Raw genomic sequence first — 22,726 nt, forward strand, 5'->3', positions numbered from 1 at the left:
TGAATCATGACGTGCCTCTCTGACGGGAAAATGGCGTCTTCCTGGGACTGTGCACCTGGGTGATCAACTTCCTGAACATGACGGGCGCGTGGTGTAGCCCCCTGAAGAGTCGGACAGGCTCGTTCCGGCCGGAGTCACCGGGGAGCGCGGGCCGTACTCCCGGCCGGCGGTGGGCAGTCGGGCGGCAGCACCTTGAGGACGCCGATGCTCTCGTCGCGGACGCACCGCCACCCGCTTCTAGCGCAGCGCCGCGAGGGCCGCGCCGACCTTCGCCACCGTCACCGACACGGGCGTCGTCACCTCCGGAGCGAAGATGGCCACGCGGAGCTCCTCGAAGGTCCACCGCAGATCCTGCGCCGCCTCCTGGTCACGCACGGTGGCGCGCCTGGAGAGGAAGGTCTCCCACAGGGGGGTGAAGGGCGCGGCCTTCCCTGCGTCCTTGCCGGGGTTCGCCACCGCACGCGACAGCCGTGCCTGGGCCGCGCAGAGGTAGCGCGGGTAGTTCAGCAGGCGTACGAAGGGAATCCACTCGATGAGGTTCGCAGGGAACATGTGCCCGAGCTGCGAGCGGATGTCCCGCACGGCCGCTGCGCCGCTCGGCCCCTTTGATGCCGACTTGAGTGCAGCGAGCGTCGCGGCGAGCTCCGAGGAGGTGACAACGACGGCGTTCGCCCAGTCCCGGGCCGCATGCTCGATGCGCGGTGAGCCCTCACGGACCAGCGCCTCGAAGGCCGCCTTCGTGCGGGGCAGCGGCGCACCCGGTGCGAGCTTGAACGCATCGTCGACGCTGCGTGCCAGGACGAGCGCTCGGAAGGCGTCGGCCTGGCCCCGCGCGGGCGGCGCGCCGTCCAGGGACGGGAAGGGCAGCGGCATGCGCGCGGCGCTGACGGCCACGTGTCCGCGCGCGGCGAGCATCAGGAGCCGGCGGACCCCCGTGCGCGTGGCCGCCTCGGCGGCGGAGGATGTCTCGAGCAGCACCAGGTCCACGGCAGCGCCCCGGTCGACGAGCGCGGGGTAGCTGCGGACCTCAATCCCGCCGACCCGCCGGGTGAGCACGGGGGGCAGCTCGCCGAAGGTCCAGGCCGTCAGCCCCTTGCGCTCCCAGTCCGAAGGCGGTGCCGCGCTGCGCAGCGCCGCCCGTGCATGTCCCCCGTGCTGTTTGAGCAGCGCGTCGGCGTCGCGGCTCCGCGCGAGCTCCTTTCCCCGCTCATCGAGCACCCGGAGCGTGATGCGCAGGTACGGCGCCACGGCATCCGCCCGGAGGGACTCCTCCGTCACGTCGACGCCGCACAGGCGGGACACCGCACGCGCGAGCGCTGGAATCATCGGCCCGCGGAAGGGCACAAGTTCCTTCTCGAGACGGTCGACCAGGGCCGGCAACGGCCCCAGCTGCTTGCGCTGGGCGCGGGGGACCTGCTCGAGCAGGGCGGTGAATTTTTCCCGCTGCCACCCGGGGATGGTCCAGTCGAGCTCACCCGGGACCAGCTGGGCGAGCAGCAGCAGTGGCACGCTCAGGGTGATGCCGTCGTCCTCGGCCGCGGGATCGAAGGTGTACGTCACCGGCACGGACGCGCCGTGCAGGGTGATGGCGTCCGGGTAGTACGCCGGGGACAGGTCCGGGTCGTGCGAGAGGGCGTCCTCCATCGAGAGCACGAGCACGTCGGGGTCGGCCGCCTCGGCCTTTCGGCGCCAGACCTCGAAGCCCGCTCCGTCCGTCACGTCCGCCGGGAGGCGCTGGTCGAAGAACGTCAGCAGCGCCTCGCTGTCGAGCAGCTCGCTGCGCCGGGCCTTGTCCCGCAGGCGCGCCACGCGTTCGAGCACCTGACGGTTCTTCTCCTGGAACGCCCCCCGGGTGCGGTACTCGCCGCGCACCAGGGCGTGCTCGATGAACATCAGCCGTGCCCGGGCGGGGTCCATGCTGGCCAGGGCCACGGGGCGCTCCTTGAAGACTGGAAGCCCGAAGAGGGTCGCGTTCTCCTTCACGACGGCGCGCGCGGACTTCTCCGACCAGTGCGGTTCGGAGTAGCTGCGCTTGAGCAGGTGGGGGGCCGCCGCCGCGAGCCACTCCGGGTCGAGCTTCGCCACGGTGCGCGCGAACAGCTGGGATGTCTCCACGAGCTCGAACGCCAGCACCCAGGCAGGGGGCTTTTTCGCGAGCGCCGACGAGGGGTGAACCATGAAGCGCGTCTGCTTCGCGCCCGTAAAGTGGCGCTGCTCCGGATGCCACTGGCCGATGCGGGACAGGAGCCCGGTGAGGAGCGCCTGGTGCAGGAGGTCCCCTCGCGCCGGGGCGCCCCGGCCCTTGCGCGGCAGGCGTAGCTCGCGGACGGTCTCCTCGAGCTGGCGCTGGACGTCCCGCCACTCGCGCACCCGCAGGAAGGACAGGAAGTTGTCCCGGCACACGCGCCGCAGATGGGACGTCCCCCGGCCCTCGGCCTCGCGCACGAACGCCCACAGCTTGAGGAGCCCCATGAAGTCCGAGTGCTCGTCACGGAAGCGCCGGTGCAACTCGTCCGCCTTCTGCGCGGACTCGCGTGGCCGCTCGCGCGGGTCCTGCAGGTTGAGCGCCGCGGCGACGATGAGCACCTCGTCCAGGCACCCGTACTCGGCGCCGGCGAGAATCATCCGCGCGATGCGCGGGTCCACCGGGAAGCGCGCGAGCTGGTGCCCGAGCGGCGTCAAGGTGCGCTCCTTGCCCTCGATGGCCCCGAGCTCCTCGAGCACCCGCCAGCCCTCGGCGATGGCCCTCGGCTGGGGCGGGTCGAGGAAGGGGAAGTCCTCGACGTCACCGAGGCCGAGGGACTTCATCCGCAGGATGACCCCCGCGAGCCCGGTGCGCTTGATCTCCGGATCGGTGAAGGCGGGCCGCGTGGTGAAGCTCGCCTCGTCGTAGAGGCGCACGCAGATCCCCTCGCGCACGCGGCCGCAGCGCCCCTTGCGCTGGTCGGCGCTGGCCTGGGAGACCGGCTCGATGTGCAGGCGCGTGGTGCCCGAGCGCGGCTCGTAGCGCGACAGGCGCGCCACACCCGTGTCCACGACGTACACGATTCCCGGGATGGTGACCGACGTCTCCGCGACGTTGGTGGCGAGGATGACCCGGCGCTCGGGGATGGTGGCGAAGACGCGCGACTGCTCGGCGGCCGACAGGCGCGCATACAGGGGCTGCACCACCGTGCCGCGGAGCTCGCGCGCGTTCAGGGCGTTCTCGGCCTCGCGGATCTCCCGCTCCCCGGGGAGGAACACGAGGACGTCCCCGTCCGGGTCGAGCGAGAGCACGTTCGCCACCGCATCGGCGACGGAGTCTGCGAGCTCGGTGTCCTCGGGAGGCGGCTCGTAGAGCACGTCCACCGGAAAGGTACGGCCCTCCACCTGGATGACCGGCGCCCCCCCGAAGAACTGCGAGAAGCGCTCGGTCTCGATGGTGGCCGAGCTCACCACCACCTTGAGGTCGGGGCGCCTGGGGAGGATGCGCTTGAGCCACCCGAGCAGGAAGTCGATGGTGAGGCTGCGCTCGTGGGCCTCGTCGAGCACGATGGTATCGTAGCGGCGCAGGAGCGGGTCGCTGTGAATCTGCGCGAGCAGGACCCCGTCGGTCATGAACTTCACGGCCGTCTGCCGGGACGAGCGGTCCTCGAAGCGAATCTGGTAGCCGACGTCCGTGCCCAGCTCCGTGCCGAGCTCGCGTGCCACGCGCGCCGCCACGCTCGTCGCGGCGATGCGCCGGGGCTGGGTGACGCCAATCTGGCGCGGGCGGCCGCGCCCCATGGCGAGCAGGACTTTGGGCAGCTGCGTCGTCTTCCCCGAGCCGGTGGCCCCCGCGACAATGACCACCTGATGGGCGGTGATGGCCGCGGTGATGTCCTCCACCCGGCTCGAGATGGGGAGCTCGGGGGGGAAGTGCAGGGTGGGCAAGCCGCCGGGGGTGGGGACGGGTGAGTCGCCGGACATGGCAGCATGGCCTATCACTGAAGCACACGCTCCGCCCCTGCCGAATCGTGTGGGCGCCTGCGCGCCCGGCGTTCCTGGAGGGATTCTCCCTGCACGCCGATACGCACCTGCTCTTCACCGGGCTGGAGCTGCTCCGTCGGCTGGCCAGCCTGGTTCCTCTACCGAGGACGAACCTCACCCGCTTCCATGGCGTGCTTGCCCCGGGGGCGAGAGTCCGGCCATTTCTGGTCTCCGCAGCGGCGGCGCTGGGCGAGGAGGAGGCACCCGGTTCAGATGCGGCAGCTGGGGCCATGTGCCGGAAGCATCAGTGCGCCCGGAGGCTGGATGGGGCAGGGTTGCTGCACAAGACGTTCGCAGAGGACGCCTTCTGCGGCCCGAGGTGAGAAGGAATGCGGCGGGTGCTGGGGTACCTCACCCAGGGCAGCGTCATCCGGCGCAGTCTTCGCCACCTGCGGCTGCCCTTTTCAGCATGAAGGTGTGGATGCGGTGCGCGGCCACCGACCGCGCGGTCGTCCAGTTCCGGGGGATGGCCCCTCAGGCGCCCCGCGGGTAGCCGTGTCCGCGGGGCTCTCCAAGGTGCTCACTGACGTTCCGGTGAGGAGCGGTTGCCTGGAGGCCCTGGCCGGCGTGTCCTCGCTCTCTGGTGCCTACGCGCGCCTAGTCCTCTGACCGGGAGGAGATTAACGAGCGGTCCGTACGTGTTCTCCAGTCATGAGGACGCACGCTCGAAATCGAGGGCTGAAGCTGAAGCAGGCGGACAGGGCAGCGCTGGAGGCGCTGACACACCGGGGGCGCGAGTCGGTGCGAGTATTGAGCCGAGCGCGAGTGCTGCAGTTGCTGTCCGAGGGCTGGACGGTAGTGGGAGCAGCCGAGGCGGTAGGCGTCACGCAAACCACGGCGCGCACCGTCCGTCGCCGCTACCAGCAGGAAGGCTTGGTGGGAGCGCTGCATGAGAGGCCACGGCCCGGAGCGGCGCGGCTTCTGACGGAGAGGCAGGCCAGCGAGGTAGTCGCCATGGTGTGTGCGCCGCCGCCGGAGGGCCGCGGCCGCTGGACGGTGCGCCTCATTGCCCAGGAGGCGGTGCGCAGGGGCTTCGTTGCGAAGGTTGGGCGGGAGACCGTGCGCGAACTGCTCCTGCGTCATGACTTGAAGCCTTGGCGGGAAAAAAATGTGGTGCGTGCCCAAACTGGACACCCAGTACATCGAGCACAGGGAGGACGTTCTGGAGTTGTACGCGCGGCCACTGTGCCCGGCTGAGCCCGTCGTCTGCTTCGATGAGAGGCCCGTGCAACTACTGGAGTGGGTACGTCCTGCTTCGCCGGCCTGCCCTGGACGAGAGGCACGCCAGGAATACGCCTACTTCCGCTGTGGCACCGCCAATCTCTTCTGCGCTGTGGCGCCCAAAGCGGGCTGGCACTTCGTGAAGGCCACGCCCAACAGAAAGAGCGAGGCATTCGCCGAAGCGCGGCGAGACATTGCCAGTCACTACCCGGACGCAGAAACCATTCACCTGGTGCTCGACAACCTCAGCACCCACTCCTGCCGCGCCCTGGAGGTACGATACGGGAGGCGGGCAGGCCGTCGACTCTGGCGCCGTTTCACGGTGCATTTCACGCCTGTGCACGGCAGTTGGCTCAATCAGGTGGAGGTAGCGATTTCGCTACTCTCTCGTCATTGCCTGGGCAAGCGACGCATCCCAACCCTCGACAAGCTCGACCAAGAAACAGACGCATGGGAGCGATGGGCCAACCTCCAGCGGCTGCGAATCCGCTGGAGGTCACTGTCCCAAAGGCCCGAGAGAGGTTCGGCTACGACCCACCAAACTTCTCCCGGTCAGAGGACTAGCCTCTGACCGCCCCTAGAACGTACTTGCAAGCATCTCCGACGGTATTGATGAGCTCTGTATGTTCATCGGGAATTGAAATGTCAAATTCCCTCTCCAGAGCCATGAAGAACTCAGCTAGGTCAAGCCAGTCCATTCCCAGGTCGTCGACGAGCGAGGCTCCGTCGGTAACTTGGGAACTCTCGGCTCCGGATTGCTCCAGTACGATTCTTTTTACACTCGAGCAGATAGTTAAAGTACTGGCGGCATCCTGCGCGGGCGATAGTTGAATAGTGGTGGATTGGCTATGTGAGGCCAGTCCCTCGGTTGAGACCAGCAGTGCGGCGAGAAGGCCAAGCGTTGCGTAACGAATAGCGGGGTGGCGCATGTGACTCCTAGGCTTTGGGAGGCTGTCATCTTTGTGTGGTCCGAATTTGTGGTCAAGGATTTATGGTGGTGCTGGTTGTGTTTGGTGTTTGTGCTAATTTTCGCTGGTTGTGCTGCTCGCGCTTCCCGCGTCCGGCTCGGAGGTTATCAGCGTCGAGCGCGCTCAGCTCTTCCCGGATGGAGGTACGGCAGCCGTCGAGGTTGAGGGCGGCTGCTGGCTGTCGGAGAGCCGATGCATTCGAACCGCGTCGGAGATTGCGCGGCTGCGCGCCGAGAACGAATCGTTACGCCAGCAGGCGGGGGACGTGTCCTTCACGGTCGCCGTCGTGGCCCTGCTTGCCGGGCTTGGGGCCGGGTTCGCCGTTGCGAGGCTCGCGAACTGATAGTGGGCGGCTGTGGAATCGGCGCGGTCGGTCTGGGACCTCGCGACGCCGTGAACTGCGTACTCACCGCAGCCGCCCGGCCGCCTTCATACAGAAGCGACGGTGAATGGTAAAGTGGGTCCGCCGAAGTGCCTCGGGACCCGTGGGGAGGGTGCGGCTTGGCGGTCGCCGGTTGCGCCCTTCGGCGGTGCCCATCGGCGCGCTGCTCGCCGTGATTTCATGCTGCCCAGTCCTGGACGACGTAGATGCCGGTGATGCAGTAGACCTTCAAGGTTTCCATGGTCTCGTAGGACCATAGAGATTGTCAGACTTGGCTGGTATGTGGCCTTTCGCTTGCCGATGTGCTGGCGGGCTGACCCGGGGGCTACATGCGAGCTTTAGGAATTGCTGCACTGTTGCTGCTTGCGAGCGGGTGCGCGTCGACTCGTGTCGTGCATCTGCACACTGGGGGCGGAGATCCAATCACCTTCACTCCAGTTGAGTCCGACCCTGTCGAGATAGGCAAAGACGAGTTCAAGCGTGCTGTCGCGCAGCTCGTGCTCGACATGAGGCTCGACGTCGCCTTCAGGGAGGTTGAAGAGGACGGTCGCCGCTCGTTACTCGCATCATCTGAGGGGCTCGTTGACGGCGCACAAGGCAGGTCTGTCCCCTCGGCATACGAGCGCATTTGCCAGCGGCAAGACGAGCCCCATAGCTGCCTGCGCATGGTATCCGTCCGGCCAAGGACGTGCTGAGAGGCGTTGAGTGAGGAGTCGGCGCCGAGGACCCTGGTGGGAATGTCAAAGCCGGTGGAGAAGCAGGAGTGGTTCCGGGTCGCCGAAGCCTTCGAGGCGAGCGGACTGACGCAAAAAGCGTTCTCCTCGCAGCGAGGCGTGCGGCTCAGCACGTTGCAGTCGTGGGTGTACCGGCGCCGACGCCAGCACGGCAGTCAGGCAGAGGTAGTGCGCCTGCTGCCGGTGGAGGTCGCGACGAGGCCCACGGCGACGGAGTCGATGCTGGAGGTGGTAACGGCGAGCGGAGCGCGGGTGCGCTTCGAGGAGGGCACCGACGTCGACTACGTGGCCCGGCTCGTCGCCGCGCTGGGGCGGTGAGGCAGTGTTTGCCCTTCCAGCCTCGGTGCGCGTGGTGCTGGCGACAGAGCCGGTGGACATGCGTAAGTCGATTGACGGCCTGATGGCACTGGTGCGCAGCGCATGGGGCGAGGACGTCTACTCGGGGCACCTCTTCGCCTTCGTCTCGCGCATGGGCGACAGAGTCAAGGTGCTGACGTGGAGTCGAGGCGGCTTCGTGCTGCTGTACAAGCGGCTGGAGACGGGCCGCTTCCGCCTACCACCGGTGGACGCGGGCGCGCAGGTGGTGCACCTGGACGCCACGCAGTTGGCGATGCTGCTGGACGGCATTGACGTGGCGCAGGTGAGGCGCCAGCCTGCCTGGACGCCTCCCGGGCGCACGGGCACCTGACGCGCCGGGCCCGGGACGCAGCGTGGCGGAGGCATGTTGAAGCTGGGTGCCTCGAGAGCTCCCTCAAGACCACTTCTGCCCCTGGCGCGAGGAGGCGGAGGAACTCAAGGCCGAGGTGAGCCGTATCGGCGGGGAGGTGGACGCACTCAAGGGGCAGTTGGCGGCCCTGCAGCGTCACGTCTTCGGCCGCAGGGCGGAGAAGTTGCCGACAGTGGCTGCCGAGCTGCGAGGGGACGCGGACTCGACGGCGGCCCGGGCCGAGGCCGCGAAGCAGAAGCGCCGGGAGAGCCTCAATGGTCACGTGAAAACCGGCCAAAGAGGGTCCCTTCAAAACCGGCCAAAGGGAGAGGACCGAGACAGGAGGACTCCTACCCCGCGGACTCGGAGGTCCGCAACTCCATGGCCCCCTTGGTGCGCCAGCTGCGGGGACCGAATTGGACGACGTGGGCATGGTGCAGCAGACGGTCGAGCATGGCGGCCACGGCGGCGTTGTCCCCCAAGAGCTTCCCCCAGTCCTCCACTGGCCGGTTGGAGGTGATGAGGGTGGAAGCCTTCTCGTAGCGGCGCATGATGAGCTCGAGCAGGTCCTCGGCGGCGGTGGCCGGCAGCTTGCGCATGCCGAGGTCATCGATGATGAGCAGAGGCGCGCCGGTGAGCGCATCGAGCTTCTGGCGTCGGGTGCCTTCGAGGCTTGCTTCGGCGAGCTCCTCGAGCAGGTGGTGCGCCTCGCGGTAGAGGACGCGATGGCCCTGGGACTGGATGACGGCGCGGCCGAGGGCCTGGGCGATGTGACTCTTGCCGGTGCCTGGAGGGCCAAGGAAGAGCGCGTCCTCGCGCCGCTCCACGAAGCCGCCGGTGGCCAGCTCGAAGACGAGGCGGCGATTCATCTTCTTGTTGAAGTCGAAGTCGAAGCCGTCGAGCGTCTTGCCCGCGTCGCGGAAGGCGCCCTGCTTGAGGCGGCGTTGGATGAAGCTGTCGCTTCTGCGAGTCAACTCGTCGTTGACGAGGGCGGAGAGGAAGTCGAGTGGAGCGAGCTTCTCGGCTTGCGCCTGGAGGATGCGGGCCTCGACGGCCTGGGCCATGCCGGACAGGCGCAAGGTGGTGAGGGCGCGGGTGATTTCGACGAGATTCATGTCTCGGTGTCTCCTGGGTGAGGGGTGGGTTGAGTCAGACGGACGATGACGTCGCGGTAGTGGGTGAGCTCGCGGATGAGCGGGTCGACCTGGCGCAGGGTGACGGGAGTGGGCGTGCGTCTTTCGAGGTAGCGGCGCACGAAGCGGTAGGTGGGGACGCCCACCTCGAGAGCCACCTCGCAGGCGTCGTCCAGGGCAGCGGCGCCGTGCTTCTTCACCAGGGACAGCACGCCCAGGATGCGGCGGGTGCCCACCTCTCCTTCTCGGCGGTGCACCTCGGCGCAAAGGGCGGCGACGCCGCGTCCGGCCCTGGCGGCGCGCTCGAGAAGTTGCACGGTGGTGCGCGGCGCGTGGGAAGGCCTGTCCTCCTCGCGTGTGCGGTGGTGGCCGCGAGGGGCCCGGGTGTGCTCCCGGAGCAGTTGCCCCGTAGCGGGCAGCAGCAGGCGGACGTGGAGGCTGTCCCACTGCACGTGCAGCTTGCGGCCGATGTGTCCCGGGGGCACCGAGTAGTACGCGCCGTCCACCTCGACGTGCCCGTCCAGGTGCACCACTCGCTCACCGTAGGCGTAGTAGCGGAAGGGCTCCACGGGCAGGGCCAGCAGCCATGGGCGCTCCTCGCCGAACATGGCGGCCACCTGGCGCTTGGTGGTGCCGTGGATTCGGGTGTCCGCCCACTTCGCCTCCCACGCGTCGAGGTAGACCTGGGCGGCCTCCAGCGACTCGAAGCGCAGGCCCTTCAGCGGCGTGCGCTGCGCGTGGCCCACCGCAGACTCCACCTTCCCCTTCCTGTCCGGGTGGCGGACTCGGGCCGGCAGGGCCGTGGCCCCGTAGTGGGCCAGCACGTCCCGGAAGAGCGGATTGAGGGCCGGCTCGTAGACGTCGGGCGAAAGCACCCCCTCACGCAGGTTGTCCAGCACCACCGTGCGCGTCACGCCTCCCAGCCGCCGGAAGGCCTCCTCGTGCAACTGCGCCCACGCGCGGCTGGAGGACTTCCAGCACAACAGCCGCACTGACTTGCGGCTGTAGCCCAGCGTCATGACGAACATGCGCGTGCGCCGGTATTTCCCCGTCTCCGGGTGGCGCACCATGGGCCCCTCCCCATAGTCCACCTGCGCTTCCTCGCCCGGCGTTGTGTGGATGACGGCCTTGGCCTCCGGGCCCTGGCTGTCGCGCAACGCCCGGACGAAGCGGCGCACGCTAATGTAGCTGCCCGTGTAGCCCTGCGTGTCGACGAGCTCCTCGTAGATGGCGCGCCCGTTGCGGCCCACCTCCAGCCGCTGCCGCACCAGCTCGACGTAGGGCGCGACGATGCTCGCCGATACGTGCCGGACTCCGGCTCGGCTGCGCGGCATGGAGTCGGTGGTCCCCTCATTGGCCGGTTTTGCTCCGGCGGCCTCGGCCTCCGGCTCACTCGCCTCGGTGGTCCCCTCATTGGCCGGTTTTGACTTGCCCCACCGGCGCGGTGGACGGATGCCCACGCCCGCGGCCTTCAGGTAGCCGCTGGCCGTCTCACGGCGCACCCCCGTCGCATCCTCGATACGTCTCAGACTCCAACCCAACCGCCCCAGGGCGATGACCTGCTGCTTCTTCTCGTCGCTCAAGACGTTGCCCATCCCCCGGGCGGACTCCACGTCCTACCCGGGCGTCAACGTCTCGGCCCTCCCCATTGGCCGGTTTTCAGGGGACCTTCATTGGCTGGTTTTGGGTGACCACTGAGGAGAGAGCCTCCCGGAAGGCGGAGGAGGCACCCGCACGGGAGATTCGCCACGCGGTGCCAACCGAGGCGCGCCACTGCCCTGCGTGTGGCGGCGAGGACATGAAGCCACTGGGCAAGGGCCGCGCTTCGGTGCTGTACGAGTACGTGCCGGCGCGCTTCGAGAAGCAAGTGCACGTGCAGGAAGTGCTGGCGTGCGCGTGCGGCCGGGGCGTCGTCACCGCCCCGCCTCCGGCCAGAGTAGTGGACAGGGGCGAGTACGGCCCGGGCTTCATCGCGCATGTGGTGACGTCGAAGTGTGCCGACGCCATGCCGCTGCACCGGCTGGCCCAACGTGTTGAGCGCAGTGGCGTCCCCATGAGTCGCAGCACGCTGACGGACCTCTTCCACCAAGCCGCCTCGGTGCTGCTGCCGCTGTCGCAGCACCTGCTGCAATGCATTGCAGCCGCGGACGTGGTGTGGGCGGACGAGACGCCTCTGCGCGTGCTGGACGTGAAGAAGACGCGGCTGGGTTACCTCTGGACTTTCCTCACCCAGAACGAAGCCGGTGAGTGGCTCATTGGTTACCGCTTCAGCATGGGCCGGGCGAGCAGGACGCCCAAGGAAGTCCTGGGAGGTACCTCGGGTGCGCTCGTGGTGGACGCATACACCGGCTACAACGCGGTGACGCTGCCCCAGGGCCGGGTGCGCGTCGGCTGCTGGGCGCATTGCCGCCGCCGATTCTTCGACGCGCTGGCCACCGCGCCCGAAGCGCGCCATGCCATGGACCTCATCCTCGAACTCTACCGAGTGGAGGCCCAGGCGAGAGGCGCGGACGTGGTGCGCACCGCCGCCCACCGCGCTCTGCGCCAATTGCACAGCGCCCCCGTCCTCGCGCGACTGCACGTCTGGCTTGAAGAACAGACGCCGCGGCACCCACCCAAGAGTCCGCTGGGCCAGGCCATTTCCTATGCCCTCAAGCAGTGGGCGGCCCTCACGCGCTTCGTCGAGAATGAGCGCCTACCCCTGGACAACAACCGCGCGGAGGCGGCGCTGAGAAAGGCCGCCCTGGGGAGGAAGAATTTTCTCTTCGTCGGCCACGAGGCCGCGGGGGAGAACCTGGCCGGTCTCTACGCGCTGGTGGCCACCTGTGAGGCCAACCAAGTCAATCCCGAGGCATACCTCGCGGACGTCCTGCTGCGCGTTCAGACGCACCCCAACTCCCGCATCGACGAACTGCTGCCCCACGAGTGGAAGCGACGGCGTATCGCCGACCCGCCCAACTCACCTCTCCAGCTCTGCATCTGAACAACTCGCTCGTCGCGGCGCCCGCCGAACACGCTCCTCGTCCGCCTGCAACCTCTCGCGCCACATCACTGGCCGGACGGTTACTGCGCATGCTTGCCGGTGGGTTTTCGCTGGGGCCTTCCGAGCGGCGAATGCTCGCGCTCTACTTCGCGCTCGACACGGTGTGGGCGGGCGTCGAGGACGCGATTCGCGACATGGTGAACCCTGCCGTGCTGCGAGCGATGGTGACAAGCATGATTGGGGTGGCGCTCGTGATGCTGGTCGCGCCTGAGCCGATTACGAAGGTCATCGCGATTGCCCTGACGGCCTCGCTGATTGCCTACCTTGGGACGGGGCCGGTGTGGAATCTCGGGCAAGGGTTTCTGCGCTTGCTCGACGAGTCCCGGGATGCGGCGGGCTTCGCGGACCTGGAGCGGGCCGGGCATCGCTTCGGAAAGGTGCTGGGGGACAACGGGGCCCGCGTCCTGGTGATCGTCGCGCTGTCAGCGCTGGGGGGGAAGAGCGCGATGGCGTCACAGGGACCGAAGATGCCGGGCTTCGCTCAGGCGGCTTCCCGGGCGCAGCTTGAAGGGGCTTCCAGCTATCGGGCGCCCTGGCCGGGGAGGTTCAGGCGATCTCGATTTCGTCGGCTGGGGTGCTGAACGTGACGCTCGCACCGACAGCGGTTGCCGCGGTTGCGATGGGCGCAGGCGAAGGCACTGCCCCTGCCGTGGGAGTCGGAGGGCGGATTCAGGGCGACCCTGATGGCGAAATTCACCATATTTGCACTGACAAGAATGATAAATCCGACAGGACAGGTGGCCCGTGGACTCCTGTCTTTAGGGACTTCTTTAAGCAGGCAGGGTTGAGTTTGGATGACGCCGCAAACCTGGTTCGCATCAGAGGCCACAAGGGCTCTCACACGCGCGAGTACCATCAGGAAGTGCTGAACCGAATCAGCATTGCGATGAAGGGATGCAGAGACACCGCGCAGTGCCGGAGTAGGTTGGTCAACGAGTTGAGCAAAATTGCTCGCGACCTTACGACGGCGGGAACTAAGATGCGGAAGCTCATTCTGAAAGACCCGGGAGTATGATTCATGGAACGACGATTCTTCGGCCTCGACTTCGATGTGTATGTGCCGGGTCGTTGGTATCTCGCTGAACCCACCAGTCCAGCGGGGCAGACAGTTCCAAATATCTGGGCGTTCGTCGAAGGAAGGCCAGTGGCTCCCCCTGAGTTGCTGCGAGTCCCATTGTCCCGACCGGGGAGGCCGCTCGACTTCGACAAGACGACCGTTGGAGGAACGCCGATTGTTGGCGCGCGTGTGGCCTACGTGTTCCGTGAGATGGCGCCCGATGACGTTCAGCTATTCCCCGTCGTGGTTGAGGGGCAACGCGAGCCGTACTACCTACTGAACGTCGCTCGCACCGTTCGCTGTATTGACGACGCGGCGTGTGAAGAGGTTCAGCGCTTTACGGAAGAGGACGGAGACCCGGAGCGACTTGGCGAATACCGTTCCGTTTCGGGGCTGCGGATTGATAAGTCGAAGGTCCGTGACGCCCGCGTCTTTCGGCTCTGGGGCTATCACATCCCCATCATTGTCGACGAAGAGGTCAAGGCTGCGCTCGAAGCGAATGGCATCGCCGGGGGCAAGTTCGAAGAGGTCTGAACCACCCATCGCAGTCCCCATGTCGCCTCGGCGCTACCGTGAGCGGTGCTGGGGTGAGCTGCTCTTGAAGGGGGCTCTGGCAGAGGATGGCTGCCCGTGGCAGGCAGAGGCTTTGCTAGATGAACCCACTGCGCGCGGCTTCCTGGTGGTCTGAGGCGGTTGAATTGCCAAGCCGGGCGCAAGTAGCCTCCCGGGCATGCGCGCTCTCCGATTGCTGCCCGTTGCTGGTGTGGTCCTGATTCTGGCCTGCAGCGAACCGGCGGGGAAGGCACTGGCGAAGCAGCCCACGGCTGCGGAGGTGCTGGGCGTCAAACCCGACTTCACTCCCCGCTACGAGATCATCAACATGGATCGCCTTGACATTGCAGGGGTCCCCCGCCTGCTCGTGAGGGTGCGCGTGCCCCGTGGGCTTTCTCGGGAGGACCTGGAATCAAACGTCCGACATGCGCTGCTCAAGTCTTACGACAGCGTGCCCGTGAGGCTCGGGGCAGTCAGCGTGGCTGCGTATGGCTCGGAGCGGATGAACATGGGGGCCGACGCCGCAATCGGTGAGTTTGCCCCTGGTGGGCAGTGGAGCGCAGCCGATCCGGGCGTGCCACTTTCCGAGTGGCAGGCGAAGATCAGCCTGGATGATTCCTATTTCAATCAGAGGTCGTATTTCGCAAAGGGGACGCGCGCCACCCTCGTCTTTTCATCCGAGTTCTCGGACACCATCAGTCTGTCGCGCAAGGCAGATCGGTGGCTCGCTGAGGACCTCTTGGCGGAGCTGAAGCCCGGCGTCTCGGTGGTCGTGGTCGGGTATGAGGACTTCGGCAAGGCCGGCGTGCGCTACGAGGTGGAGACGGCCAACAAGCCGAAGCGGAAGGGGTGGGTCCACAGCTTCGCGTTGAAGGCCGAATAAGCCCATCCTTTGAGAGAAGTGGATGACCCGCTACTTTGAGGCACCGAGTCCCAAGGCGGGACCAACAAGCCAAGAGTGAGGCAAGGGGGACCGCTCACCGCACGGGGCGTGCTGGCCTGTAGGAAATAGGCCCACTGCGCGAGTATCTGCGATGGTAGCTTCCTGCTCTGGGAGGTCATGCGCCTTTGATCCAACCGGTCAGATTGGCCCTTACGCTCGTTCTCGCGTGGGAGGCTGCGACGCCAGCCATGGCGGCACAAGAGGAACGCGCGAAGCGGGACCGAGCGGTGTCCGTTGCAAACAGCCCCGCAGATGCTCTTCCTGTCGTCCGCGTTGCGCATGACACGCCGACGCTCTTCCTGTTTCCGGCTCCCATCAACCGGAAGACCCTGACCTTCGACGAGTCGCGGATTCGCGTCCTCGATGCCGGTGAGCGGTCGGTCATTGTTCAGCCCGTGGCGGACCTCCCTGAAGGCGAGCGCTACGAAGTCGGGGTCTTCTTCGCGGATGGCCGGGCTCCTGCGCGAGCTGCCTTCTCACTGATCACGGACCAGACCGAAGTGGACACGCGGATCGACGTGCAACGTCCCGAGTTGACGGACATTGCGTGCCCGGTAGACGTGCCGCGAACACCTCGACCCGAAGACTTCGTGCTGCTGGGGTTTGTCGACAAGGAAGGCGTAACGGCGACACTGATTAAGCCGTATGACGACGCGTCCCAAGGATTCTCCATAGTTTCAGCTATCGCTTATCGTGGGCAGGGATGGGTGTTGGTCGATGCGACAATACGAAATCATCCTGGGCGGTCAATTTGGGAGCCGCGAGAGGCCGTGTTGACGGGACGTGCTGGCTTGCCGCTGCGCGCTCGGATTGTGACAGTGGAAGCGGGGGAGATCGTTCCAGGTGGAAGTGGGCGCATTCTCGCGGTTGCTGAAGTAAATCAGTTGAGCGCGAGCCCGGTCTTCACGTTGGAGATGGTAGGGGATGGACGCATGCTCACGATTCCCAATGTGAGGCTGCCGAAGGTCGCCTCTGGGGGAACTCCATGAACGTGATTTCGATGTTCCCGGCATCTGGCATGACCATCGATGGTTGGAGTGTTGTCAGGGAGCTTGGAAACGGAGGGTTTGCAGTCGTCTACCTCGTCGAGAAGCACGGTCGTAAATGCGCGCTCAAGTTGGCGCGTCATCGTGATTCGAGCGGGGACGACAAGCAAACACATGCGAGGACGCTTCGGGAGCTTTCGGCGCTCCTTCTCCTAGACCATCCGAATATCGTCAATCATCGAGGGTATGGGTACTCCGAGCCGGGGAATGTCTATCTTGCGCTTGAGTACATCGATGGGTGGACCCTTGCCGAATGGGCGGAGCGTAAACACCCCACGGTTCAAGAGGTCTTGCAGGTCTTCGATAAGATTTCCGCCGCGCTTTCCTACATGCACGGCCGTGGCGTTCTGCATCGGGATTTGAAGCTGTCCAACGTTTTGATCCGGAAGAGCGATGGCGAGCCGGTCATTATCGACTTTAGCTGTGCAAGCTACTCGTTGGCTGAAGAGCTGACGGATTGGGGCTTGCCTCCGGGGACGGATCGCTTTCGCGCGCCGGAGCAGTTCGCATGGCTTCGGGAGCACAAGGCCGAACAGCGCGCGAAGTACGCCTTCCGTGTCGCGGACGAGATTTTCGCGGTCGGCGCCATGCTCTATGAGTTACTGACTGACCCGCGACCGACGGAAGTCCAAGCGCGAGTTACGCTCAACAGCACCGTCATGAAGCCGCCTCCCGCGCGTGCGTTGAACGAGCGTGTTCCAGAAGCTCTGAACGACCTCGTTGATTGCATCCTGTCGCGTGACCCGGCCAAGCGTCCCGTCGACACCGAGGCGCTACGTCGCGAACTGGGCGAACTCCTGGCCTATTCGAGCGCGGAGTTCCTGTCCCCGGTGCATCCTCCGTCCGAACAGCGGCAGCAGGATGCGCCGGAACAGGTGCTGCCTCCCGTGGAGGTTCCGGACCCGCGAGAACCCCTTGATCGTGGTCCTGGGCGTGCTGGAAGGGGGCTCCTGGCGGGTTTGGCTACGCTCGTCGTGCTAGCTGTGGCCGGGGGATTCTGGCTCAGCCTCGGAGAAGCGACGCAGTCTCGGGAGTCGCAGGTTGCTAGTGCGTCACCCCCTCCCAGTTCCCCGCATTCCGCGCCGCTCCCATCGGCCGCCCCTGCTATGTCACCTCCTAGCCCCCCTCCTGTGCTGCTGACGGGGCAAGTAACTGCCGCTCCGAAGGAAGGTTCGACCGTGAAGACGACTCCGTCACCCGAAGTCCCACCCCAAGGACGCCAGTCACGCGGGAGGACGAAAGCCGCCGCTGCTGCCGACTGCGCGACGATGACGCTCGTTGCGGCGCTCGCGGCGGGTTGCCCTGGGGCGCAGATTCGGCCCGAAGCGTTCACCTGTCCGGCTGGTGCGGAAGAGGTGATGCGGGAGGATCTGCGTTGGAAGGTGAATCAGAGTTTTGTCCTCACCTTGGATTCCCGACATGCGACAGACGACGACGTTTGGTTCACGGCTGGCGCGGATGTGGTGGGGGTTGTTCCAAAGGGCATTCCGTCGGGGCAAAGAGCGTTCGCTCCCCCAGGAACGCGCTTCTATGGCAAGGCATACTTCCTTTCCGACCGATTGGGCCGCTCGGAGGGGCCTGCATTGGTCATCCGCTACGACCGAGTGAAATTGCCAGGACAGGACGAGCGCCCCGTTTGCTTCGTCGTAGAGAACCCTTCTAAGGGGTATTCGGATGGCAGGGTGAAGGCGAACAACTTTGGGGGCGGCTACGTCGTGGACCGGTGGCCCTGAACGCCCCTGGGAGAACGTAATAGGTAGGAGGTGTCAATTTCGGCCCGAACAAGCCGTTTTGACCCCATGACCCGTGAGGGCGTTCCCTCGATCAGATGCCGCAGGTAGCGTTTTCCTCGTCGCATTGGTTGCGAGTTCGCACACGAGGGGCAACGGCATGTCGAAGGCAATCGAGTTCAAGATTCCGCGAGGGGCAATCCTCTTCTCGGCGGACGGGGTCGGCTACGAGTTCCGCGAGGACTTGGGGCCAACGCACCACGGGATGTCCCTGTTCGTAGCGCGGCTGCGGTCTGCGTCCGGGGCGCCTCGTGGGAAGGTGCTGCTCAAAGCGGTTCCGGCTCCATCGGAAACGGAAGGCGCTCGGGTCATGCGTGCGCGAACGAAGCTCGACGAACAGGTTCGCCTTGCGACGTTCCTCAAGCATCCGGCCATCCTCAAGGTGCATGGACTGCACAAGGTCGAGGGCTACTGGTACGTCAGCACGGAGCACCCGGATGGCCACTCCCTGAACGAACTGCTGACGCTCGTCGGTGAGAGTAGGCGATGGTTCTCGCCGCTCTTTGTGCTCTACGTCGGCGCTCAGGTCGCGGCGGCCCTTGATCACGCGCACTCCGCGAAGGACGGGCAGGGCTGGCCGCTGAACATCGTTCATCGGGCCGTCGACGTTGAGCACATCTTCGTCAACTGGGACGGGACGGTTCAGCTCGCCGACTTCGGCCTCGCGCTGTCCGACTTGCCGGGCCGAGTGGCCTCGTCGGCGCGCGGCCCCTTAGGGGACCACTTCTATTCGTCGCCAGAAATGCTCCTCGGGGGGAGTGTCGACGCGCGCTCCGACCTCTTCACGCTGGGCGTCGTGCTGCTCGAACTGGCGACGGGGAAGAACCTGCTCTTCTGCCCGGACGACATCACGCCCGAAGTCATGGCCTCGCTGCCCACGAAGAAGCGTCGGCGGGTGGCTCGGGCGGTCAAGCGGGCCACGCTTGCGGGGGCGCCGCCGTTGGTGTCTGACGCGATTTGGCGCGCGGCGACGCTGACGGCTGCGGACGTAGACGCGATGACTGAGGGGCTTCCCCAGGGGCTACGCGTGACGCTGAACCGGCTCCTTCGGGTTGCGCCTCGTGAGCGCTACCAGTCGGCAGGGGAGTTGGCGGCCCACCTGACGGCCTGGCTTGGCGGCACCTTCACGAAGGCCGACGCCGCAGCCGAGGTGAAGTCTCGAGCTGCTCAGGCAGAAGCGGCGCTGGATTCGATGGCGACCCTGCCGCCTCGTGGTCGCGGCAAGCGCAAGCCGGATGACGTGACGACGGCGTGATTGAGGTGCTTCTGGGCCAGTCGACGCAGTCGGGAAACAGGATGCGTTGGCCCGCGAAGGAACAACAAAGGAACAACACGGAGCGGCCAAAAACGAACGGGGTTGGACAGTTCGCACTGTCCAACCCCGCGTTTTTACATGTCCCCGACGGGATTCGAACCCGTGTTACCGGCTTGAAAGGCCAGCGTCCTGGGCCTCTAGACGACGGGGACAGCACACCTTCACTTCAACCACATGAGTCGCGGGGGGCTCGAACCCCCGACCCTCGGCTTAAAAGGCCGGTGCTCTACCAGCTGAGCTAGCGACTCGCACTATTCTTTTTTAAATTTTTCGCCACCACCCCGGAAGCCCCCGGGGCAGGCGCTTCCTACCAGCACTCAGCGACGCTTTCCACTGGCGAGCGCATGGGGCCGTTTCTGACAGCGCCCCGACCGCTTTCCGGTGAACGTCCGGGCCAGTGCCCTTCGCCCCGCGTCACCCCGTGGCGATATACAGGAGCCATGTCCCAGGACGTACATCCGGATGAACAGGAGACCGAGGACGACGCCGAGCGGGCTCCGTTCCGCCGCTACCTCACCCGGGCGGGCGCCGAGCGCCTGCACCGCGAACTCGTCCACCTTCTCAACGAGGAGCGCCCCAAGGTGACGGCCGAGGTCTCCGCTGCCGCCGCTCAGGGCGACCGCTCCGAGAACGCCGAGTACATCTACGGGAAGAAGCGTCTGCGTGAAATCGACCGCCGCCTCCGTTTCCTCCAGAAGCGCCTGGACACCGCCACCATCGTCACGCCCGCCGAGCAGACCGACCGCTCCCGCGTCTTCTTCGGGGCGACGGTGAGCCTGGAGGACGAGGACGGCGGCCGCAGCACCTACCAGATCGTCGGTTCCGACGAGATTGACGCCTCGGGCGGGCGCATCAGCGTCGAATCCCCCATGGGGCGGGCACTCCTTCGCAAGGCCGTGGGAGACTCGGTCGAGGTGCGGCGGCCACGCGGGGACATCGAACTCACGGTGGTGGACATCCGCTACGAATAGGTGGAAGCCATGCCTCGGATTCAGCCCGTCAACCCCCGCTACCGTCGCATCTATCAGGCGCTGAGCGGGCCGGACCTGGCCGTTTCCGAGAGCGCGGGGATGACCCTGGAAGACCTGGGGCTGGGCAGCGCCGAAGCCTCCCGCGCGGACCTCGTCTTCGGCACCTACAGCCCCCAGGGCCTGGAGCGGGCCCTGCGTGCCTATGGGCTGTTCCAGCGCGTCGAGGAGCGGGTAGGGCCGCTGGAGCTTCGCGTCGTGTGCACGGACCCGTACCGGCCACGCATCATCCTTTGGAGCAGGCGGTTCTATGTCCCCGTGGCGGACCTGGACCTGCGGCGGACGACCGGGGCCGAGGTGGGGTTCGGTGACGCGCTCGCCGCCACGCCGCTGCTGTACCTGGACTCGCTGTTGCTCCAGAACCCGGGGCGCGCCTTCGACTGGAACCGGCCGCCGCTGCCCGGGCAGAACCACCCCGGGCTCAAGCTCGCCGGCCACATCCTGGACGTGCTCCTGCTGATGGCCCGCCGTATCGGCACCGAGGCCCTGGCCCTCACGCCTTCCACCTTCGCCGCCGCTTGCGTCTATGACCGCCGCTTCCTCTTCGTGGATGGCGCCGCGCAGGGCCGCTTCCTCGCGCTTCGTCAGGCGGGGCGGCACCTGCCGCGCTGGCTCCATGCGTGGGCGGTGGAGCTGCACTGCATGCGGGACCAGCACGGAGAGGCCGTGACCTTCAAACCTTCGCCCATGGTGTCTCCGCTGAGCTCGCGGCTGGGGCAGCACTTCGATGCGAACGCGTGGGATGACGCGCTCCAACTAGAGGCCCGGCGGCAGCTCACGCTGGATGAGGAGACGCTTCAGCGGCGCTTTCCCTGGGAGCGGATGCCCCCGGGGCCGCCGCCCGAGCGGGTGGCGGAGCTGCTCGGATATGATCCGCTCGCGCCTGTCGTGGCGCACTGAACGGACGGCCGCTCGTGCTACAGGGCTGATCCATGGTGACTCGCCGAAAGGCGCCATGCGGACCGCCGTCATCCCCGGCGTCTGGGGCGTGGGGTTTCGGACAGCCGCACGTCCTGGCGACAAGCAGGCTGTTTCCCCTGAAGCCGGTGCCTATAGTGGTCAGGAGACTCACCGTCGCACGGTCCCTCGCGGTCGCAGCCGAACCTTCAGGTCGCGCAACCCACGATGCGTAAGAACTTCATTCTCGACACCAACGTCCTTCTTCACGATCCCCGCAGCATCTACGGCTTCAAAGACAACAACGTCATCATCCCCATCTACGTCATCGAGGAGATCGACCAGTTCAAGCGCGATCTCTCCGAGCTGGGCCGCAACGCGCGCCTGGTGGCGCGCTACCTGGATTCGTTCCGCGCCGAGGGCTCCCTGAAGGAAGGGGTGCCTCTGCCGCACGGTGGCTTGTTGCGGGTGAGCTTCACCGAGCGTGCGCTGCCTCCGTCCATGGCGGACAGCAACCTGATGGACAACCGCATCCTCGGGGTGGCGCTCGACCTGATGAAGGCGGAGCCGGACACGCAGGCCGTCTTCATCACCAAGGACACCAACCTCCGCATCCGCGCGGACGCCCTGGGCCTCATTGCCCAGGACTACGACACCGAGCGGGTGGAAATCACGGAGCTGTACACCGGCTTCGCCGAGCGGCTGGTCCCCAAGGACCTGGTGGACCAGATGTACCGCCAGGGCGCCGAGGTGGAGCTGCCGGACGCCGAGTCCCTGTTCGCCAACCAGGTGGTGCTCCTCAAGGACGAGACGAACCCGTCCCACACCGCCATGGGCCGCTTCAATGGGTCCAAGGGCCGCCTGGTGCCCCTGGTGCGGCAGATCAAGGACGGGACGTGGGGCGTCCGCCCGCGCAACATGGAGCAGGCCTTCTGCCTGGACCTGCTGCTCAACGACGACATCAAGCTGGTCACCATCGTCGGCAAGGCGGGCACGGGCAAGACGCTGCTCGCCATCGCCGCGGGCCTGCAGAAGGTGACGGAGGAGGGGCTCTACCAGAAGCTGCTGGTCAGCCGTCCCATCTTCCCGTTGGGCCGGGACATCGGGTATCTGCCCGGCAGCGTCGAGGAGAAGCTGAACCCCTGGATGCAGCCCATCTTCGACAACGTGGAGTTCCTGATGAACCTCAGCCGCGCGGACAAGAAGGCCGGGCGCGGCTACCACGAACTGCTGGACCTGGGGCTGATGGAGATTGAGCCGCTCACGTACATCCGCGGCCGCAGCCTGCCCAATCAGTTCATCATCGTGGACGAGGCGCAGAACCTCACGCCGCACGAGGTGAAGACCATCATCACCCGCGTGGGCGACAACACGAAGATCATCCTCACGGGAGACCCGTTCCAGATCGACAACCCGTACGTGGACGCGACGAACAACGGCCTGGTCCACGTGGTCAACCGCTTCAAGAGCGAGAAGATCGCGGCGCACATCACCATGTCGAAGGGTGAGCGCAGCGCCCTGGCCGAGCTCGCCGCCAACCTGCTGTAGCCGCTGGTACGAGACATGACGAAGGAAGACGCAGGAAGCCCTCCCGCCGGCGAAGGGGAGAAGAAGCCCCTCATCGAGTTCCCCTCCGTCTACACCTTCAAGGTGATGGGCGCGCAGGGGGCCGGCTTCGTGGACCATGTCCGTGAGCTGTTCAAGCGGCTCCTGGGCACGGAACTCTCGCCGGACTCCATCCACGAGCAGCCCAGCAGCAAGGGCAAGTACGTCTCCCTGAGCGTGTCCGTGTACCTGTTGTCCGAGGAGCAGCGGCGCGCCATCTACGACGGGCTCCACAAGGACGAGCGGGTCATCTACTACTTGTAGGGGACCGTGGCTGGAAGTCTCTGGAGGAGGCGGG

The 22,726-nt window shown here is 66.4% G+C and carries 19 protein-coding genes, 2 tRNA genes and 2 pseudogenes; 17 read left to right on the forward strand and 6 right to left on the reverse strand.

Annotated features, from left to right (window positions below; translation table 11 throughout):
* Positions 1-237: 237 nt before the first annotated feature.
* The gene (hrpA, locus tag BHS09_RS15715; protein ID WP_140798271.1) at positions 238-3,948 is read right to left on the reverse strand and encodes an ATP-dependent RNA helicase HrpA; all 3,711 of its coding nucleotides are present in this window, start codon (positions 3,946-3,948) and stop codon (positions 238-240) included.
* Positions 3,949-4,659: 711 nt separating this feature from the next.
* On the opposite strand from hrpA, the gene BHS09_RS40290 reads away from it, so the two are divergent.
* Positions 4,660-5,205, forward strand: a complete 546-nt coding sequence (locus BHS09_RS40290; RefSeq protein ID WP_140798273.1) for a helix-turn-helix domain-containing protein — start codon at positions 4,660-4,662, stop codon at positions 5,203-5,205.
* A complete protein-coding gene (locus tag BHS09_RS40295) occupies positions 5,117-5,800 on the forward strand; it encodes an IS630 family transposase (RefSeq protein WP_140798274.1) in 684 nt (227 codons plus the stop codon). The genes BHS09_RS40290 and BHS09_RS40295 overlap by 89 nt, the downstream gene beginning before the upstream one ends.
* On the opposite strand, the gene acpP is transcribed toward BHS09_RS40295, so the two are convergent.
* On the reverse strand, positions 5,790-6,158 hold the full coding sequence (gene acpP, locus BHS09_RS40115; RefSeq protein WP_140790937.1) for an acyl carrier protein: 369 nt from the start codon (positions 6,156-6,158) through the stop codon (positions 5,790-5,792). The genes BHS09_RS40295 and acpP overlap by 11 nt on opposite strands.
* Before the next feature lie 103 nt (positions 6,159-6,261).
* Here acpP and BHS09_RS40120 point away from each other — a divergent pair, with 103 nt between their 5' ends.
* The 4 genes and pseudogenes from BHS09_RS40120 to tnpB all read left to right on the forward strand — a co-directional run bounded on the left by BHS09_RS40120 (position 6,262) and on the right by tnpB (position 8,001).
* Positions 6,262-6,540, forward strand: coding sequence for a hypothetical protein (locus BHS09_RS40120; protein WP_140790939.1), 279 nt, complete (start codon positions 6,262-6,264; stop codon positions 6,538-6,540).
* Between the two features lie 368 nt (positions 6,541-6,908).
* Positions 6,909-7,253, forward strand: a pseudogene (locus tag BHS09_RS40430) (AHH domain-containing protein); the annotation flags it as partial.
* Positions 7,254-7,316: 63 nt separating this feature from the next.
* Positions 7,317-7,631 (forward strand): IS66 family insertion sequence element accessory protein TnpA, encoded by a 315-nt coding sequence (gene tnpA / locus BHS09_RS15750; RefSeq protein WP_140787622.1) that lies wholly within the window; start codon positions 7,317-7,319, stop codon positions 7,629-7,631.
* A gap of 4 nt (positions 7,632-7,635) precedes the next feature.
* A complete protein-coding gene (gene tnpB / locus BHS09_RS15755) occupies positions 7,636-8,001 on the forward strand; it encodes an IS66 family insertion sequence element accessory protein TnpB (RefSeq protein ID WP_140797277.1) in 366 nt (121 codons plus the stop codon).
* 368 nt (positions 8,002-8,369) lie between these two features.
* Here the strand turns inward: tnpB and istB are convergent, their stop codons facing one another.
* Both istB and istA read right to left on the reverse strand, forming a co-directional pair.
* Positions 8,370-9,134, reverse strand: a complete 765-nt coding sequence (gene istB / locus BHS09_RS15760; RefSeq protein WP_140787629.1) for an IS21-like element helper ATPase IstB — start codon at positions 9,132-9,134, stop codon at positions 8,370-8,372.
* The gene (istA, locus tag BHS09_RS15765) at positions 9,131-10,747 is read right to left on the reverse strand and encodes an IS21 family transposase (protein WP_140793108.1); all 1,617 of its coding nucleotides are present in this window, start codon (positions 10,745-10,747) and stop codon (positions 9,131-9,133) included. The genes istB and istA overlap by 4 nt, the downstream gene beginning before the upstream one ends.
* A gap of 158 nt (positions 10,748-10,905) precedes the next feature.
* Between istA and tnpC the strand changes: the two genes are divergently transcribed.
* From tnpC to BHS09_RS15800, 7 genes and pseudogenes are all read left to right on the forward strand, one after another.
* On the forward strand, positions 10,906-12,135 hold the full coding sequence (tnpC, locus tag BHS09_RS15770; RefSeq protein ID WP_237080376.1) for an IS66 family transposase: 1,230 nt from the start codon (positions 10,906-10,908) through the stop codon (positions 12,133-12,135).
* Between the two features lie 83 nt (positions 12,136-12,218).
* Positions 12,219-13,210, forward strand: a pseudogene (locus tag BHS09_RS40125) (AHH domain-containing protein); the annotation flags it as partial.
* A 3-nt stretch (positions 13,211-13,213) separates the two neighbouring features.
* Positions 13,214-13,786 (forward strand): imm11 family protein, encoded by a 573-nt coding sequence (locus tag BHS09_RS38860; protein WP_174260551.1) that lies wholly within the window; start codon positions 13,214-13,216, stop codon positions 13,784-13,786.
* A gap of 196 nt (positions 13,787-13,982) precedes the next feature.
* The gene (locus BHS09_RS15785; RefSeq protein ID WP_140798276.1) at positions 13,983-14,687 is read left to right on the forward strand and encodes a hypothetical protein; all 705 of its coding nucleotides are present in this window, start codon (positions 13,983-13,985) and stop codon (positions 14,685-14,687) included.
* A 185-nt stretch (positions 14,688-14,872) separates the two neighbouring features.
* On the forward strand, positions 14,873-15,736 hold the full coding sequence (locus BHS09_RS15790; protein ID WP_140798277.1) for a DUF2381 family protein: 864 nt from the start codon (positions 14,873-14,875) through the stop codon (positions 15,734-15,736).
* Positions 15,733-17,526, forward strand: a complete 1,794-nt coding sequence (locus BHS09_RS15795) for a serine/threonine protein kinase (protein ID WP_140798278.1) — start codon at positions 15,733-15,735, stop codon at positions 17,524-17,526. Before BHS09_RS15790 ends, BHS09_RS15795 begins: the two co-directional genes overlap by 4 nt.
* Before the next feature lie 157 nt (positions 17,527-17,683).
* Complete coding sequence (locus BHS09_RS15800; protein ID WP_140800688.1) at positions 17,684-18,838, forward strand: serine/threonine protein kinase; 1,155 nt, start codon at positions 17,684-17,686, stop codon at positions 18,836-18,838.
* 139 nt (positions 18,839-18,977) lie between these two features.
* Here the strand turns inward: BHS09_RS15800 and BHS09_RS15805 are convergent.
* Together BHS09_RS15805 and BHS09_RS15810 are read right to left on the reverse strand one after the other, a co-directional pair.
* A tRNA-Glu gene (locus BHS09_RS15805) sits at positions 18,978-19,050 on the reverse strand.
* A gap of 23 nt (positions 19,051-19,073) precedes the next feature.
* Positions 19,074-19,146, reverse strand: a tRNA-Lys gene (locus BHS09_RS15810).
* Positions 19,147-19,338: 192 nt separating this feature from the next.
* Between BHS09_RS15810 and greB the strand changes: the two genes are divergently transcribed.
* From greB to BHS09_RS15830, 4 genes are all read left to right on the forward strand, one after another.
* Positions 19,339-19,869 (forward strand): transcription elongation factor GreB, encoded by a 531-nt coding sequence (gene greB / locus BHS09_RS15815; RefSeq protein WP_011553233.1) that lies wholly within the window; start codon positions 19,339-19,341, stop codon positions 19,867-19,869.
* A gap of 9 nt (positions 19,870-19,878) precedes the next feature.
* Complete coding sequence (locus BHS09_RS15820) at positions 19,879-20,826, forward strand: deacetylase (protein WP_174258792.1); 948 nt, start codon at positions 19,879-19,881, stop codon at positions 20,824-20,826.
* Between the two features lie 225 nt (positions 20,827-21,051).
* Positions 21,052-22,371 (forward strand): PhoH family protein, encoded by a 1,320-nt coding sequence (locus tag BHS09_RS15825; RefSeq protein WP_140790952.1) that lies wholly within the window; start codon positions 21,052-21,054, stop codon positions 22,369-22,371.
* A 15-nt stretch (positions 22,372-22,386) separates the two neighbouring features.
* On the forward strand, positions 22,387-22,692 hold the full coding sequence (locus BHS09_RS15830) for an HP0495 family protein (protein WP_140790954.1): 306 nt from the start codon (positions 22,387-22,389) through the stop codon (positions 22,690-22,692).
* Positions 22,693-22,726 lie beyond the last annotated feature (34 nt).

The sequence above is a fragment of the Myxococcus xanthus genome (assembly GCF_006402735.1).
GTDB classification, from domain to species: domain Bacteria; phylum Myxococcota; class Myxococcia; order Myxococcales; family Myxococcaceae; genus Myxococcus; species Myxococcus xanthus_A.